The sequence below is a fragment of the Acidimicrobiales bacterium genome (assembly GCA_036378675.1).
Taxonomy (GTDB): Bacteria; Actinomycetota; Acidimicrobiia; order Acidimicrobiales; family Palsa-688; genus DASUWA01.
The window spans coordinates 1-14,907 of sequence record DASUWA010000005.1 but is presented as its reverse complement, the minus strand read 5'-3'; the positions used below and the strand labels follow the sequence as shown (position 1 = coordinate 14,907).

Here is a 14,907-nt window from a genome sequence, read left to right as displayed (position 1 = left end):
CAACACCTAACGGCAGGCATCGAGGATCGCCTGCTCCACCGCCCAGGCGCCCAGCGCGCGAACGGTCTCCACATGTGCGGACACCGAACCGGTAGCCGCGACCACCAAGGCGTCGCCGTCTGCAGCAGTGTGTGCCGGTTCCAAAGCGCGCGCCATACCGTCGTGCCCGGACTCGGCCACCAGGCGGCAGGCGCCTTTGTCGAGGGTCGCGTTGGTAACCACGACACCCACGGTCGTCGCGGCGATCACGCTCGCTCCTTCCTCCGGAAGCACCGGCAGGCGTGGGCCTTCGAATTCGGCGCCGCGCGGCTCACCGAAGGCATTCACTGCCATCAGCGCGCCGACGACGACGTCGCCCGACCGGGCGATGGCGGAACCGAGCCCCGCCGGCCGCGCGAAACCCTCCGCCCCGCGTCCCCTCCACTTGCCGATCGTGGCGCCGGTCCCGGCGCCGACCCGGCCTCGAAGAACCGCCTCGTCTGCATCGCGCGCGTCGACGCAAGCGGCGTAACCGTTGTCGGCGGCCGGCCTCACCGAGGGATCGCCTACACCGAGATCGAACAGCACCATCCCGACGACGATCGGCACCGGACCTGCAGGAGTCGGGTAGCCGAAGCCACGCTCCTCGCACCACCGAACGACGCCGTCGCTCGCAGCCAGCCCGAAGGCCGAACCGCCGGTGATGAGCACGGCGTCGACGTTGGCGACTGTCCGGCGCGGATCGAGCAACGCCCACTCCCTCGTTCCCGGCGCGCCGCCGCGGACCTCGCCGGACGCGACCGTGCCGGCCGGCAGGATGACAACGGTGCACCCCGTTTCCGCCTCGGTATCGGTCCAGTGCCCCACCCGAACGCCGGCAATGTCGGTGACCCCGCCCGCCGGCGACGCCTCACCGCGCTCCACGTTCACTCGCCGCCCAGGTAGACCCGGGGCACTCGCGAGCTGATCCCGCAAACGACCTCGTACGCGATAGTGCCGGTCCGGTCGGCCCACTCCCAGGCGCTGATCGATTCCGCGCCCTGGGTTCCTATCAGAACGACCTCATCGCCTCGCCTGACGACCTCACCGGGTCCGCAATCGACCATCAGCTGGTCCATCGTGACCGTCCCCGCGACAGGCCGGCGGCACCCTCCGATCAATACCTCCGCTCCCGCGGCGGACAGCGAACGGGTCACCCCGTCTGCGTATCCGAGCGGCACCGTCGCGACGGTCGAGTCGTGATCGAGCCGGTATCGCAACCCGTACGAGATGCGTTCGCCCGAGGCGACCTCCTTCACGTACGAGACCCGCGCCTTCAAGGACATGGCCGGTCGCAAACGGTCGGCCGGGGAGATACCGCTGAGACCGCTGTCCGAGGCCAGCCCGTAAAGCGAGATCCCGCAGCGAACCATGCCCAGGCGGGACTTCGGATGCCACAAGGCGGCCGCCGAGTTGGCGGCGTGAAGCAGCGCCGGCGACACACCCGACCGGCGCAATGCGATGCAGGCCTCGTCGAATCGGTCGAGCTGAATCGACGTGTACGCGTTGTCGAGCTCGTCCGAGACCGCGAGGTGAGTCCAGAAACCCTCGAGCCGCAAACCCGGAGTCGAAGCGGCGCGCACGGCCAGGTCGGTGGCGTCCCCCATTGGGGCGCCCACCCGGTGCATCCCGGTGTCGGTTTTCACGTGGACGGAAAAAGGTTCGGCGAAATCGTTCCTTACGCTCACCGCTTCAGCAAGCGCGTTGAGTCCCTCGGGTGTGTAGATCGTCGGAGTTAGACGCGCTGCAACCAGCTCACCCATCGCCTCCGGGACCGGTTCGGACAACAGCAGCACCGGAGCGGTGATCCCGGCCTCCCGAAGCTCGATCCCCTCTTCGACCAGAGCGACAGCCAGCCAGTCGGCTCCGCCCTCGAGCGCCGCGCGAGCCACCGGCACCGACCCGTGCCCATACCCTCCCGCCTTTACGACCGCGCACAGCTTTGCCGGGCTGACCTCGCGTCTGAGCAGCGACGCGTTGTGCCGTATGGCATCAAGATCGATCTCCGCCCACGCCGGCCGCAACCGGCCCGCCTTCACCTCTAGCTCGACAGACGACGTCACTCTTCGCGCAACTCCGAAAGCCACAACGACACCAGCACGGGCAGGTCGGTCGCAACCAACCCCTCAGCCGGTCCCAACGACGCGGCCCGGCCGTGCACGTGCGCAGCGAGAGCCGCCGCCTGGAAAACTGGCACCCCGCGCGCGACGAACGCGCCGATCAGTCCCGACAGCACGTCTCCCGTTCCAGCGGTCGCCAACCTGGAGGAGCCCGAAGTCGACACGAGAACCCGCCCATCGGGGTGCGCGACGAGGGTCGTCGAGCCCTTCAGGAGGACCACCGCTCCGCTCCGGCGTGCCGCCTCCCTGACTGACGCGAAACGATCCTCGGCCGGTGGGCTACCCGTGAGGTGGGCGAACTCGCCGGCGTGCGGGGTGAGGACTATGGGGCTTTTCCGATTCGCCGTCACCGATCTGACCTCGTCGAGCCCGTCGAAGGAGCTGATCCCGTCCGCATCGACAACCGCCGGCACGTCGGTCGAGCCGAGCAAGTCGGCGACCGGCGAGGCGTTGGAGCCTTTCGTTGGATGCGCTGACGCACCGAGGCCCGGCCCGACGACCAGCGCCTTCGCCCGGCTGGCTCCGGCGGCGGCAGCCTCCGCCCAGTCGCGTGCCGGGAGGTCGTGGCCGACGTACTCGCCGGGCGGTAGACCGCCGCCCTGGGGTGACCCGGGTACTCCCACCCACGCGTACCCGGCGCCGGCATGAAGCGCGGACTGCGCGACGAGGAGCGGCGCTCCGGGCATTGCCGGCGAGCCGCCGACTATTTGCACGGCCGACTGCCACTTGTGCGCCTCGCGCGGCCGCGGGGGCAGCATTCGCTGGACGTCCGCGTCGGTGACCAGCCAGGCCCGTGCGGCCTCGGACGCGAGATCGCCAAGCCCGATGTCGTCCAATTCGATCGACCCGCTGTGCTCGGGACCTGAGCCGATCAGCAGTCCAGGCTTCAGAGCGGCGAACGTGACCGTGACATCGGCTACCACCGCATCCCCGCCCGCAACCGGCACACCCGTCTCGCCTGAAATCCCAGACGGGATGTCGACGGCCAGAACCGCCGCAGATCCGGGGTCGGGCGCCGCGTACGGACGGCTCAGGCCGGTACCGAACGCAGCGTCGATGAACAGGTCCGCCTCGGGAAGCAACTCCCCCGGCTGGAGCTGCTTCACCTCGAGGATCCGCACCGCCGCGCCGGACCTGACGAGTATGCGTGCCGCCACCCGGCCGTCCGCTCCGTTGTTACCGGGCCCGGCGACGACCACCACACGCTTGCCATAGGTACCGCCGAGCAACCTCCGGGAGGCGGACGCGACCGCGTATCCCGCGCGTTCCACGAGAACGTCGACCGGCTCGGTCGCAGCCCGGTCGACGCCGGCCATTTCGCTCGGCGTCAGGACCGGTATCACGAAACGGCCGCCACTACCGCCGACGCGACCGTTTCGGTGTGGGTTAACGAAACGAGCCAAGAGCCGATGCCCCTCCCCGCCGCCAGGGCGGCGGCCCGGCCGGTCACCGCGAGCAGCGGCCCGCCGTTGCCGGATCGGACGACTTCGACGTCAGGCCAATCGATCGAGCCGATACCAACCCCGAGCGCCTTCATCGCCGCCTCCTTGGCAGCGAACCTCGCGGCGAGAGCCGGGGTCGGGTCAGCGAGCCGGCCCGCATACTCGCGCTCTCCGGCGGTGAAGACCCGCTTCGCCAACGAAGCTCTTCGAGTCAGCACGGCGGCAAAACGTTCGATGTCCACGGAGTCGATGCCGATCCCGACAAGCGCGCCGCCCAAGGATCACCGAGCTCCCGAGCGCCACCGGGTTGCGAGCTGGTACACCGGCTCGGTGAGCAGATCCACTATCGGCACGTCCCCGAGCCGGGAGTCGTCGAACGTCGGCTCGGTTTCGGTGACCGCGTCGGAGAGTGCCGAGTATCTCGTCCTGTAACCGCTGAGCACGCGTTTGGCGGCGTCCGCGTCGAGGTCGTCCTTGAAGCGCACGTGCAGCAGCGTCATGCCGGTCACCTGGCTCCCCTTCACCTCCGGAATGAGCACCACGGTGCGGCCGTCGCTCGCGCCTCTCACGACTGTTACCTCGCGTTCCTCGGCGGCGCGGTGCTTGCTTCCCCGCAGCCTTGGATCGCGACCGGTTCGCGAGGGAAGGTTTCGAGCCGCTCCTCCCTGATCCACAACCGAAGCGGTCGGGCCTCGGGGAGCCGACCACTCGATCTTGTACCGGGTGTAGCCGGTCACCTCCTCGACGGCCTCGTCCAGGGCACCGAGGGTCCGCAAAGCCCGGTATCCGAGCATGTCTGCGGTAGCGCCGGCGCCGAGCGTCGACTTCACGAGCGGCACGCCGAAGAGCACCTCCTCGCTGCGGGATATCCCGACCGTCACGGTCTTGGCCTGATGCTTGATGGCGTCGACCGGGCGGGTCAGCTCGTCGATCCCTGTGCTCAGCGCGTCGAGAAGATCCGAGAGGAGCGCGTCCGGTGTGGCGATCTTGCCGGTCTCGTGTTCGTAGGCGTCGAGGGGGAGCAACCCGGTGGCGTAACGGAGCAGGGAAACCAGCCGGACGGCGGTTGAAGCCTCGAGGTTCCCGTTGTAGCTGCCGTCGCGCAGGCCCTGAATGAACGGCTGGGTTGCCGCCTCGAGCTCGGGTCGCAGCCGATCGAGTATCCGATCCTCGCCACCTGCCGCGGCGTGCTCGATGGCTGCTCTAGCTGCCCGAAGCGGGCGGGCCTGCGCGTCGATGGACAGCGCGGCCTCGTACCCGAAGAGATGGCCGACCATCGCTGAGAGGACGAAGGCCAGCTCGGAGTCCACCGCAGGGACGGTGATGACGTCGCCGGTCGCCTTGCGAAAACGTTCTGCCTCCGCCTCGGGGACGATCACCACGGGCGCGGCCTTGTGCGCCTTGTAGATAGCCACTTCTTTGGCGACATCGTCCGCGTTCGGACCTTTCAGGCCAGCGGCGCACACAAGGATCAGAGGCTCGCAGGATAGATCGATGTGCTTCTTGTCCTCGGTGGCGTCGCTCGATATCGACCTGTAGCAAAGCTCGGAAAGCTTGATCCGGACTTCCGACGCGGCGACCCGGTCGGGCCCGCTTCCGACCACGGCCCAGTAGCGCCGGGCCGGCGCGACGGATGATGCGAGCCGGCCGACCTCTTCGCGGGCGGAAAGCACCTGTTCCATGGCGACCGGCAGATCCCGAAGTCCCGAAAGGATGCTGTGCAGCCGTTCGCCGATCTCGCCGCGGCAGTGTCCTGCCGCCTGCGCGAGCGCGCCTGCGAGGAGCCATCCGGCAGCAACCTGTGCGTAGAACGCTTTGGTGGACGCGACGCTCATTTCGACGTCGCGGCCGTCGGACGTGTAGAGCACGCCCTGGGCTTTGGTCGATAGGTCGCTGTTGCGGCGGTTGACGACGGCTACCACGTGGGCGCCGCGCGCCCGTGCGAGATCAACGGTCCGGTTGGTGTCCGTGGTCGTTCCGGACTGGCTTATCGCGACGACGAGCGTGTTGCTCATGTCGTCCTTCAGTCCGAACCCCGACAGCTCCGTCGCGGGTTGGGCCGTCACGGTCATGTCGGGAAGACATGACGAGATCGCCGCTGCAACCGCCTGGCCCGCGACCGCGGCAGTGCCCTGTCCAACCACCACGATCTGTTCGATCCTGCAGTCGGCGAGGGCCGTAGCGAGCGCCGGCGGGACCGTTTCGGGACCGACCCGGACTGCGAGCCGGCCTCCCTCGCCGGTTCCGATCCGTCCGCGCAAGGTCTTACGAAACGACGAGGGTGCCTCGGTCAGCTCCTTCAGCAGGAAGTGCTGGAAGCCGCCGCGGTCGACGTCGCGTGTGGTGATCTCCGCCTGGATGATCTCTTCAGGGCTCACCGGCAGCTCTGTGCCGTCGTAGCGGTAACGGCAGAGGCCCGAAAGGGTGCCGGCGCCGTCGCGGTCGATGACCACGACCTGTCCGCGGGTGCTCTCGCCATCCATGCGGAGGTAACGGTCGGTCTCCTCCACCAGGCCGTACGGCTCGCTGGCGACGACGAACGCGTCCTCGGCGATGCCCACGTTGAGGGACTGCCCCGAGCCGAACAATGCGAGCTGGATCGAATCGGGAGAACCCGCCGTCGATGCGCCGATCGCGACCGATCCATCGAAACGCCGGACGGTCTCGAAGAACGCCTGATTCAAGTCGGCGCCATCGGCGAGTCCGCGCGAGATCAGCGTCGGGATGACTTTCGCATCGGTCGTCAACTCAGCGGGGATGGCGAGCGACTCGGACAACCGCAGCTCGGCGTGGTTGTCGACATCCCCGTTCAGCGCCGCCACGACGTAAGGGGCCGCCGGACGTCCGAGTTCCTCCGAGTTGACCGGGTGCGCATTGGGCTGGGAGATGATCCCGACGCTCGCCCACCGGGTATGGCCGAGAACCGTCACGCGGGCCGAGTCCGGGGCTATTGCCCTGGCGAGAAGCTGATCCGAACGGATCTGAGATCGAAGGGCGAGGACGTTGTCTCCGAGCTCGCCGATCTCGGCAGCGGCCTTGTAAACGAAGCTGAGACAGTCGTCTTGGACCCGGACGGCGCCGGCAGTGAAGAGCGGATCGGCGGCGCGGGGAGCGATGAGCTCGAGGATCTCAGGATCGTCGAGATCGAGGCCGTGGTTCAAGACGAGCACGTGGAGGCCGGCGGAATCACGGCCTCGGACCTCCAGCCGGTCCAGAGACGAAAGGGCGACCTCGATGGCCCACCACCCCATGAGGTTTTGGCCGACGAGGTTTTGGCCGACGAGTTTTTGTCCGAGGAGGTTCTGATCCACCACGTCCGTGCCGTTGCCGGCGCCAACCTCGGCGGTCAGGTCCCTGACCGCGCGGGCTGTTCCGAGCCGGTCGCGGTCTATCGCCCACCATGCGTCCTTGAGGTCGATCAGAACCGCGTTGAGATCCTCTTGCAGGGCCGGGGACAGATCCTGCGCGGAGGCGTCCAGCCACGATTCGAACCCGGCGAGGAGCTTGCCGATGCGACCGGTGACGGCGGCGACGTCGTCGATCACCCCCTCGGTCCGGAGAAGGCAGCTCAGGCCGGGCGTGTAGCGCAGCGACCGGTCGGTCTCCACCAACCGTTGCGAGGCGGATCTCAGGGGATCGAGGTCGCCGCCGGCGATGTCCTCCGAGGCGAGGATCTGCTCGACCTCACTCAGGTCCGCCAGTACAGCCGCGGGTTCGGGTGCCGGCCGGCTGGCGGGTCGAGGGAGGACGGCGACGATCCCGCACATGGGCCCAAGGCTACCGGGCGGAGGTCGCCGGCCCGGGGCAGAACGGTTGCGTCAGGCTCCCGGACTCCCGGGCGTCAGGCTCCCGGACTCCCGGGCGTCAGGCTCCGGGACTCCCGGGTTTCAGGCTCCGGGACTCCCGGATTTATCAGCCATGTCGCGCACCGCTAGGACGGAGAACACCACGCACGATCCGATCGGTGACCCCGGCCCTGGATAGCACCGGTTGGTCCACGAGGCCATGGTGTTACCAGCCGCGTACAACCCGGGCAGGACCGTTCCGTCTTCGCGCAGTGCGCGGCCCTTGGGATCGCAACGGACCCCACCCTTGGTGCCCAGGTCGGCAGGCAGAACCTTCCACGCGTAGAACGGCGGCGACTCGAGCGGGCCCAGATTGGGGTTCGGTTCGTGCTTGGGGTCACCGAAGAAGCGGTCGAAAGCGGTCTCGCCCCGACCGAAGCGGGAGTCCTTCCCCCGCCGCGCATCCTGGTTGAACTCGTCGAGCGTCTTCGACAGGCCGCCGACCGGCACACCGATCCGCTCGGCCATTTCTTCGAGGGTGTCGCCGGTGAGGACCGTTGCGCTCTCGAGCCATTCTGCGCCGATGGGCTCTCCCGGCTTGCCTGTAGCAAAGCCGTACTTGTCGACGTGCGCCTGGTCCACGACGAACCAGCACGGGATGTGTGATACGCCGCTTCGGTGACCGTCGAGCATGGCCCGCCCTAGACGGTCGTACGGCAGGGACTCGTTGGCGAAACGCTCGCCGGCTCCGTTGACCATGATCCCGCCCGGCTTGCCTCTCTCGAACAGCCGGAACGACACGGTGCCATCGGGCAACGCCAAGCCGGGGGCCCACCAGCACTCGTCGAGAAGCTCTACCGACGCGCCCGCCTCGATCGCCGCTCGCAACGGGCCGCCGGTGTTCCCGGGCGCGCCGAGGGTCCAGTCGGCTCCGAGCGGCGGCTGGTAGCGGTGGCGCATCTTGGAGTCCCTTTCGAACCCCCCGGCCGCCAGCAGGACCCCGCGCCGGGCTCGTATTCGGACCGGCCCCGATGCGGTCGTCGCAACCGCACCCGTGACGACGTCGTCTTCGACGATAAGTGACTCGAGAGCCGTCTCCCTCTCGAGAGCCGCGTCGGTCTGCGACAGGGCAACAAGGAGCCGGGCGAGAAACGCCCGCCCGCCGAACATGTACGGGAAGGGCTCGATCCAGCCTCCCTTCGCAGGGGGTAGCGGCTGGCGCAGGTGCTCGATCACCTTCTCGTGGCCTTTGGCATCGAAGTTGAGTGCGTAGATGGAGCGTCCGTCCGGCAGCGCGCCCGGCTTCTCGCAGAAGTAGTCGGGGAACGCACGCCACTCGAACTCGAGCCACGGATTTTGTTCGAGTTCCTCGATCACCGTCGGACCCGCAGAGAGGTACACGTCGCGAAGCTCTCGGCGGTCGGTGCCGACCGTGGCGTCCAGATACTCCTCTAGCAGTTCCGGCGAGTCCGGCACTCCCGCCCGCTCGTTCGCCGGGCTCAGCGGGATCCACAGGCCGCCCCCGGAGTAGGCGGTGGTCCCGCCGAACTGGTCGGTTTTCTCGATCACGACCGTTCGAAGCCCGCGGGTCGCCGCGATGAGGGCGCCGGCCAGCGCGCCGCCTCCCGACCCAACTACGAGAACGTCGCACTCCCGGTCCCAATTAGCTGCCATCGGCTGCGGGACGCTAGCAACGGCTCAAGGGGCCTCCCGGTTGACGGTTCCGTTGGGCGGGACCGCCGCTCGAGCAGCTGACCCGGCAACTCTGCACGGTGCGCTTTTTTGCACGATACGCAATTTTTCCTGCTACCATGCTCGCATGGCCGCGGTCGACCTGTCTCCCCCCACCCACCGCGAACGCAAGAAGCAGGCCACCCGCCGAGCCATCCACGCCGCGGCCCTGCAGCTCGTGGAGCGCCACGGGCTTGCCGGCGCGACCATCGAGGCGATCAGCGAACAAGCGGGGGTGGCGCCCCGGACCTTCTGGTCCTATTTCACCTCCAAGGAGGAGGCGGTTCTGGACCACGATCCCGAGCGTCCCGAGAGGCTGCGGCTGGCGCTTCTCAGCCGCCCTTTCGGAGAGGACGCTTTGACATCGGTTCAGGCTGTTCTGGAGGAGGATATCGTCAGCCGGGCAACGGACCGCGCAGTGTCGATTCGCATCGCGGAGCTGGTGCGACGCGAGCCGGAGCTGAGGGCCGCGGTGAGCGCCACTTTCGACCAGGTCGGGCAGGCGTTGGTGACCGCCGTTGCGGAGCGCACGGGCCAGAACCCTGAGCGCGACGTCTACCCCGGCCTCCTCGTTGGATCGGCTTGCGTCGCCTGCCGCGTTGCGTTCCTGCGCTGGACGGGCCTCCCCGGCCGGCCAGGCCTTCGGACGCTGCTCGGCGAGGCTTTCCACCAGCTGGCCGCCGGCCTTTCGGGTCCTCTCCCGAGAGAATCTCGTCGATGACCGCCACGCTCGATGCACCGGTAGTCAACGCCAACGGCTACACGAAGCGCCAGATCCTTTTCATCATGTCCGGGCTCATGCTCGGACTGCTCCTCGCTTCGCTCGACCAGACGATCGTGTCGACCGCACTGCCGACGATCAGCAGGGACTTCCACCGGCTGGACCTGTACAGCTGGGTGGTTACCGCTTACCTGCTGACCTCGACTGCCAGCACACCGCTGTACGGGAAGATCGGCGACCAATTCGGGCGCAAGCGCATATTCCAGATCGCGATCGTGATCTTCCTGATCGGGAGCGCGCTTTCGGGGCTCGCCCAGAACATGTACCAGCTGATCATCTTTCGTGGCGTTCAGGGCGTGGGCGCGGGAGGGCTCATTACCCTCACGCTGGCGATCATCGGCGACGTCATCCCGCCGGTAGACCGCGGCCGGTACCAGGGATACTTCGGCGCGGTGTTCGGTGTCTCGAGCGTGATCGGACCACTGATCGGTGGTTTCCTCGTTGACCAGGCGTCGTGGCGTTGGGTCTTCTACGTCAACCTACCTGTGGGTGCCGTTGCCCTGATCGTGATCAACCGGGTGCTTCAGCTGGACCATGTGTCCCGGAGGTCGCGGGTCGATGTACTGGGCGCGCTGCTGATCGTCACCGGAGTCTCGTTCTTACTGGTCGGCGTGCAAAACGCCGGCTCGGCGGCCAAGGTGACCGCATCGTCCGTCCTTTTCGGCATCGTCGGCATCGCGCTCATCGGAGTGTTCGTGTGGTGGGAGAGGCGAGCAGCCGAGCCGATCGTGGATCTAGGCCTCTTCAGGATCAAAGTGTTTACGGTCTCCAACGTGCTGGGATTCATCACCGGAATGGTGATGTTCGGAGCGCTGCTGTTCCTGCCTCTCTACTTCCAGACCGTCCGGAAGATCAGCCCGACCTTCTCGGGGTTGCGGCTTCTTCCGATGCTCGCCGGGATGTTGTCGATGTCGATACTTGGCGGCCGGCTTGTCTCGCGCACCGGCCGCTACCGGTGGTCGGTCATAGCCGGCACGGCGATCCTGGCGGTGGGGATCGGCATGATGAGTCTGATCAGGGTCGACACCGCTGAATGGATCATCGCGCTGATGCTCCTCATCATCGGAACCGGGCTCGGCCTGTTCATGCAGGTGCTTGTTCTGGTCGTCCAGAATGCCGTACCACGAGAGAACCTCGGTGCCGGCACGGCCGCGGTGACGTTCTTCCGCACCCTGGGCGGAGCAATAGGAGCTGCTGTTCTCGGCGCGGTGCTGGTTCTTCAAGAGAAGACCCACGGTGCCCACTACGTCCATGTATACGGAAGGGTAGAGGGACCGCTGCAGTCCTTCACCCACGCCATGGACACAGCCTTCAGATATGCGTTCCCTGTGGCGGTGATCGCCTTCTTGTTGTCGTTCCTGCTGCAGGAAGTGAAGCTGCGGGGCAGCAGCGCCTTTACCAAAACGCCGGCCGTCGAGAGCCTGGGCTGAATTTATAACCCGAAGGCTGATTCCATCGAGGCCGCCGACGCGGCCTGGCCGGTCGCGGGAACACCAAGCAGGTCTTCGGCGGTGCGAAGCAACGAGTAGTGGTTGAACAGGGCCGCGCTTTTCGTTCCGGGCGCGGTGGTCGGGCTGACCACAATTGTTGCGACGTGGCACCCAACGGCGGTCGCGTTGGCCGCACAGTTGTTGGAACTGCCACCTTCACCCTCGTCCCATGTGATGAAGAGGGCGACGGTCCCCGACCGGAAGGCCGAGCTGCCGACGATCTCGCCCACGGTCGTGTTCAGCCATCTGTCACCGTCGGCGACCGAGCCGTCATGGGTGTCGTCGATGAGGTTCGGGGTGATGAACGAGAAGGCCGGCAACGTTGCGCCGGCGAGGTCATCACGAAACGAAGTGAATGGAACATCGTTGGACGGGCACGTCCCCGTCAACGCCACGAAATACGGAGGAGGATTGTGCCGGACCGCATACTCGCCCGCGCTGGCGCGGTCACATGCGGTGGGCATCGACTCCTCGTAGGCCTTCCAGCTTGCGACCTGGGAGAAGATGCTCGGAACGGAAGGGCCAGCTCTACACGACGAACTCGGGCTGCAATCGGATACAAACTGAGCGACCGATCCGATCGGCAGGCCCGATGTTCCCGCTATGTAGTTGGGCAGGCTCGGGTGGGTGACGTTGTGGTAGTTGGTGGCCAACCCGCACTCGCCGGCGAGCTTGTTCTCGAACGGCGCGGAGGGCGACCCGATGACGCTGCCGTAGGAGTGGTTCTCCATCCATATCCACACCACGTGCCGGTAATTCGCCCTTGCGGTCTGCAGGAAACCACAAGGGGTCACGGGCGCCGGCGTCGTGGTAGGGGGCAGGCCTGGGACGGCCTGCGTCGACGGAGTTGTGCCAGAGGCGGCGGTGGTCGGTCCTGCGGCCGGGTGGGAGAATGAGCTTCCGCACGCGACCAGGCCCACTGAAGCCAAGACGGCAACAGCACCGGTTCGACCGGCCGCAGCCCTCGAAGCGACGATCAATCCTCGAGCTGACGAGACGCTGAAGCCACTGCCGCAGCGAGCCTCTCGGCCGCGGCAGCGGCGGCGTCCTCGGTCGGCGCTTCCACCATCACCCGCACCAGCGGCTCGGTTCCTGAGGGGCGCAAGAGGACTCTGCCGTCCGAACCAAGATCCTCAGTCTCCCGTTGAACAGCCGCGCTGACCGTAGCTGACGCGACCAGCGCTGCTCCCGATCCCCCCGCAACGGTGACGTTTCGAATCACCTGCGGGAGACGCACCATCGACGTGTCCGCCAGCTCGGACAACGGCTTCCCCGCCCGCACGATCAGATCCATGAGCATCAGTCCCGAAAGGACGCCATCCCCTGTCGTCGCCAGGTCCCTGAAGATGATGTGACCGGACTGCTCGCCACCCAGCGACCAACCATTGGCGTCGAGAGCCTCGAGCACGTAGCGGTCTCCCACCGGTGTCTCGTGCACGCGGATGCCGGCCTGCGCCATCGCCCGCCGCAAGCCGAGATTGGACATCACCGTGACCACCAAGGTGTCGCCGGCAAGCCGCCCGCGCGCTTTCAGATCGGAGGCGAACAACGCGAGCAGCCGATCGCCGTCCACAACCGCTCCGGCGCTGTCGATGGCGATTACCCGGTCGGCGTCCCCGTCGAGCGCCATGCCGGCGTCGGCCCCGTGCCGGCGCACCGCGGCGGCGAGCGAGGAGGGATCCGTCGAGCCGCATGCGGCGTTGATGTTGACGCCATTCGGAGCGGCGGCCAGCACCTCGACGACGTGTGCGCCCGCGGAGGACAGGATCCGCTCGGCGGTGGTGGTGGCGGCGCCATTGGCGCAGTCGAGCACCACCCGGATCCCACCTAGCTTCCGCCCTTCCAGCGCGGCGACCACCGTCTCGCAGTACCAGTCCCGGGCCTCGGGCTCGGACCACAGCCTGCCGATCCTCTCGCCGGAGAGAGATCCCGGATCGCGCGAGGCACTTGGGCTCGCGCCAGAATCTCCGCGGGTCAGCTCGGCGAGGACGGCTTCGACCTTCTCTTCCTCCGCGTCGGTCAGCTTTCGCCCGCCGGCGGACAACAGCTTCACCCCGTTGTCCTGAAAGGGATTGTGCGAAGCGGACACCACCGCGGCCGGCAGCCCTTTCGATGCTGCAATTGCCGCGACCCCCGGGGTGGGTATCACACCGAGGTCGATGACGTCTGCCCCCTCAGCGGACAGCCCGGCGGAAAGCGAAGCCTGGACCATCGGCCCGGACAGGCGGGTGTCCCGCCCGACGAGGAAGACCGGCCGCTCACTGCCGGCTGAAAGCGTCCGCGCCGCAGCGCGCCCCAGGGCGACCAGGAGCTCGGGCGACAGCTCGACGCCGGCGAGCCCGCGGACGCCGTCTGTCCCGAAGCGCAACGACACAGGACTAAGGGACAAAGGGCTGGGGCCGCCGGGCAGTCACCCGGTCAGCGCTTGGAGTACTGAGGCGCCTTCCGGGCCTTCTTGAGGCCGTACTTCTTGGATTCCTTCTCCCGGGCGTCCCTCGTCAGGAACCCCGCCCTCTTGAGGGGCACCCTGAGATCAGGCTCCAGATCGGCCAGGGCCCGGGCGATTCCCAGGCGCAGCGCGCCGGCCTGCCCCGAGATGCCCCCGCCGTCCAGCGAGCAATCCACGTCGTAGACCTCGGTCTTCTCGACCAGGCGCAAAGGCTCGGTGATGATCATCCGGTGGGTCGCGGAGGGGAAGTACTCGTCGATCGGTCGCTTGTTCACCGTCACCGCGCCCGACCCCGGACGCAGGCGGACCCGGGCGACAGCGGCCTTGCGCCGGCCGGTGGACTGTACGAGGGGCTTCTCTGGCACTTTGACGATCGTCTTCCTTAGGAGGCCCGGCGGGTGCGCGGATCGACGGGCAGTGGCTTCGGGCTCTGGGCGGAGTGAGGATGGGTGGGGCCGGCGTAGACCTTCAGCTTGCGGATCATGTGCCTGCCGAGCGGGCCCTTCGGAAGCATCCCCTTGACGGCCATACGGAAGGTTCCCGCCGGGTCCTTTTCGAGGAGGTCCGCATATGTGCGCGAAGTCAGCCCCCCCGGATAGCCGGAGTGGCGATACCGCAACTTCTTCTCGGCCTTGTCGGCGGTCATGAGGATCTTGGCCGCGTTCACGACGATCACATGGTCCCCGGTATCGACGTGCGGGGCGAAGATCGGCTTGTGCTTGCCCCTGAGCACCCGGGCGACCTCGGTGGCCAGACGCCCGAGGACGGCACCGTCCGCGTCGACCTCGAACCAGTCGCGCTGGATGTCGGCGGGCTTCGGAGAGAATGTGCGCACGGGGCTCTGGGTCCTCACTAATACGGAAAAGGGCGGAACACCTCGCGCAGGGGCGCGACGGGCCGACTCACCAGGATAGAGGCTCCGGCAGGCGACTGGCAATCAGGTCCGGGGTCGGGATCAGAACCCGGAAGGGGGCGTGTCAGACCGTCAGTCCCGGGTTGGTGCCGTCTGCCTGACCTGCTTATTGTTGCACCGGATATGGATCTAGCGACCCGTCTAGTCGGAAGCGACTTCGGCTCCCCTCACGGCGTGA

The 14,907-nt window shown here is 67.5% G+C and carries 12 protein-coding genes; 2 read left to right on the top strand and 10 right to left on the bottom strand.

Features of this window, described 5'->3' with window-relative positions; genetic code table 11:
• Positions 1-6: 6 nt before the first annotated feature.
• The 6 genes from VFZ97_01265 to VFZ97_01240 all read right to left on the bottom strand — a co-directional run bounded on the left by VFZ97_01265 (position 7) and on the right by VFZ97_01240 (position 9,039).
• Positions 7-909: a P1 family peptidase gene (locus VFZ97_01265; GenBank protein HEX6392037.1), complete on the bottom strand. Its 903-nt coding sequence runs from the start codon at positions 907-909 to the stop codon at positions 7-9.
• On the bottom strand, positions 906-2,081 hold the full coding sequence (gene alr, locus VFZ97_01260) for an alanine racemase (protein ID HEX6392036.1): 1,176 nt from the start codon (positions 2,079-2,081) through the stop codon (positions 906-908). Before alr ends, VFZ97_01265 begins: the two co-directional genes overlap by 4 nt.
• Positions 2,078-3,481, bottom strand: a complete 1,404-nt coding sequence (locus VFZ97_01255; GenBank protein HEX6392035.1) for an NAD(P)H-hydrate dehydratase — start codon at positions 3,479-3,481, stop codon at positions 2,078-2,080. The genes alr and VFZ97_01255 overlap by 4 nt, the downstream gene beginning before the upstream one ends.
• A complete protein-coding gene (locus tag VFZ97_01250; GenBank protein ID HEX6392034.1) occupies positions 3,478-3,858 on the bottom strand; it encodes a holo-ACP synthase in 381 nt (126 codons plus the stop codon). The genes VFZ97_01255 and VFZ97_01250 overlap by 4 nt, the downstream gene beginning before the upstream one ends.
• Positions 3,859-3,861: 3 nt before the next feature.
• The gene (locus VFZ97_01245) at positions 3,862-7,347 is read right to left on the bottom strand and encodes an SIS domain-containing protein (protein ID HEX6392033.1); all 3,486 of its coding nucleotides are present in this window, start codon (positions 7,345-7,347) and stop codon (positions 3,862-3,864) included.
• A gap of 120 nt (positions 7,348-7,467) precedes the next feature.
• Complete coding sequence (locus VFZ97_01240) at positions 7,468-9,039, bottom strand: FAD-dependent oxidoreductase (GenBank protein ID HEX6392032.1); 1,572 nt, start codon at positions 9,037-9,039, stop codon at positions 7,468-7,470.
• Between the two features lie 145 nt (positions 9,040-9,184).
• On the opposite strand from VFZ97_01240, the gene VFZ97_01235 reads away from it, so the two are divergent.
• The gene (locus tag VFZ97_01235) at positions 9,185-9,817 is read left to right on the top strand and encodes a TetR family transcriptional regulator (protein ID HEX6392031.1); all 633 of its coding nucleotides are present in this window, start codon (positions 9,185-9,187) and stop codon (positions 9,815-9,817) included.
• Positions 9,814-11,307, top strand: a complete 1,494-nt coding sequence (locus tag VFZ97_01230; protein ID HEX6392030.1) for an MDR family MFS transporter — start codon at positions 9,814-9,816, stop codon at positions 11,305-11,307. The genes VFZ97_01235 and VFZ97_01230 overlap by 4 nt, the downstream gene beginning before the upstream one ends.
• A 2-nt stretch (positions 11,308-11,309) precedes the next feature.
• Here the strand turns inward: VFZ97_01230 and VFZ97_01225 are convergent, their stop codons facing one another.
• From VFZ97_01225 to rplM, 4 genes are read right to left on the bottom strand one after another with little or no spacing between them, the layout of a single operon-like run.
• A complete protein-coding gene (locus tag VFZ97_01225; protein HEX6392029.1) occupies positions 11,310-12,347 on the bottom strand; it encodes an alkaline phosphatase family protein in 1,038 nt (345 codons plus the stop codon).
• Positions 12,344-13,741, bottom strand: a complete 1,398-nt coding sequence (gene glmM, locus VFZ97_01220; protein HEX6392028.1) for a phosphoglucosamine mutase — start codon at positions 13,739-13,741, stop codon at positions 12,344-12,346. Before glmM ends, VFZ97_01225 begins: the two co-directional genes overlap by 4 nt.
• Positions 13,742-13,785: 44 nt before the next feature.
• Positions 13,786-14,181, bottom strand: coding sequence for a 30S ribosomal protein S9 (rpsI, locus tag VFZ97_01215; GenBank protein ID HEX6392027.1), 396 nt, complete (start codon positions 14,179-14,181; stop codon positions 13,786-13,788).
• A 17-nt stretch (positions 14,182-14,198) separates the two neighbouring features.
• Positions 14,199-14,651, bottom strand: coding sequence for a 50S ribosomal protein L13 (rplM, locus tag VFZ97_01210; GenBank protein HEX6392026.1), 453 nt, complete (start codon positions 14,649-14,651; stop codon positions 14,199-14,201).
• Positions 14,652-14,907: the final 256 nt, after the last annotated feature.

What these genes read in the sequence shown, in the direction of transcription:
- VFZ97_01245 (HEX6392033.1), bottom strand. Translation starts at nt 7,347, where the DNA reads ATGTGCGGGATCGTCGCCGTCCTCCCTCGACCCGCCAGCCGGCCGGCA.
- VFZ97_01240 (HEX6392032.1), bottom strand. Translation starts at nt 9,039, where the DNA reads ATGGCAGCTAATTGGGACCGGGAGTGCGACGTTCTCGTAGTTGGGTCG.
- VFZ97_01235 (HEX6392031.1), top strand. Translation starts at nt 9,185, where the DNA reads ATGGCCGCGGTCGACCTGTCTCCCCCCACCCACCGCGAACGCAAGAAG.
- VFZ97_01230 (HEX6392030.1), top strand. Translation starts at nt 9,814, where the DNA reads ATGACCGCCACGCTCGATGCACCGGTAGTCAACGCCAACGGCTACACG.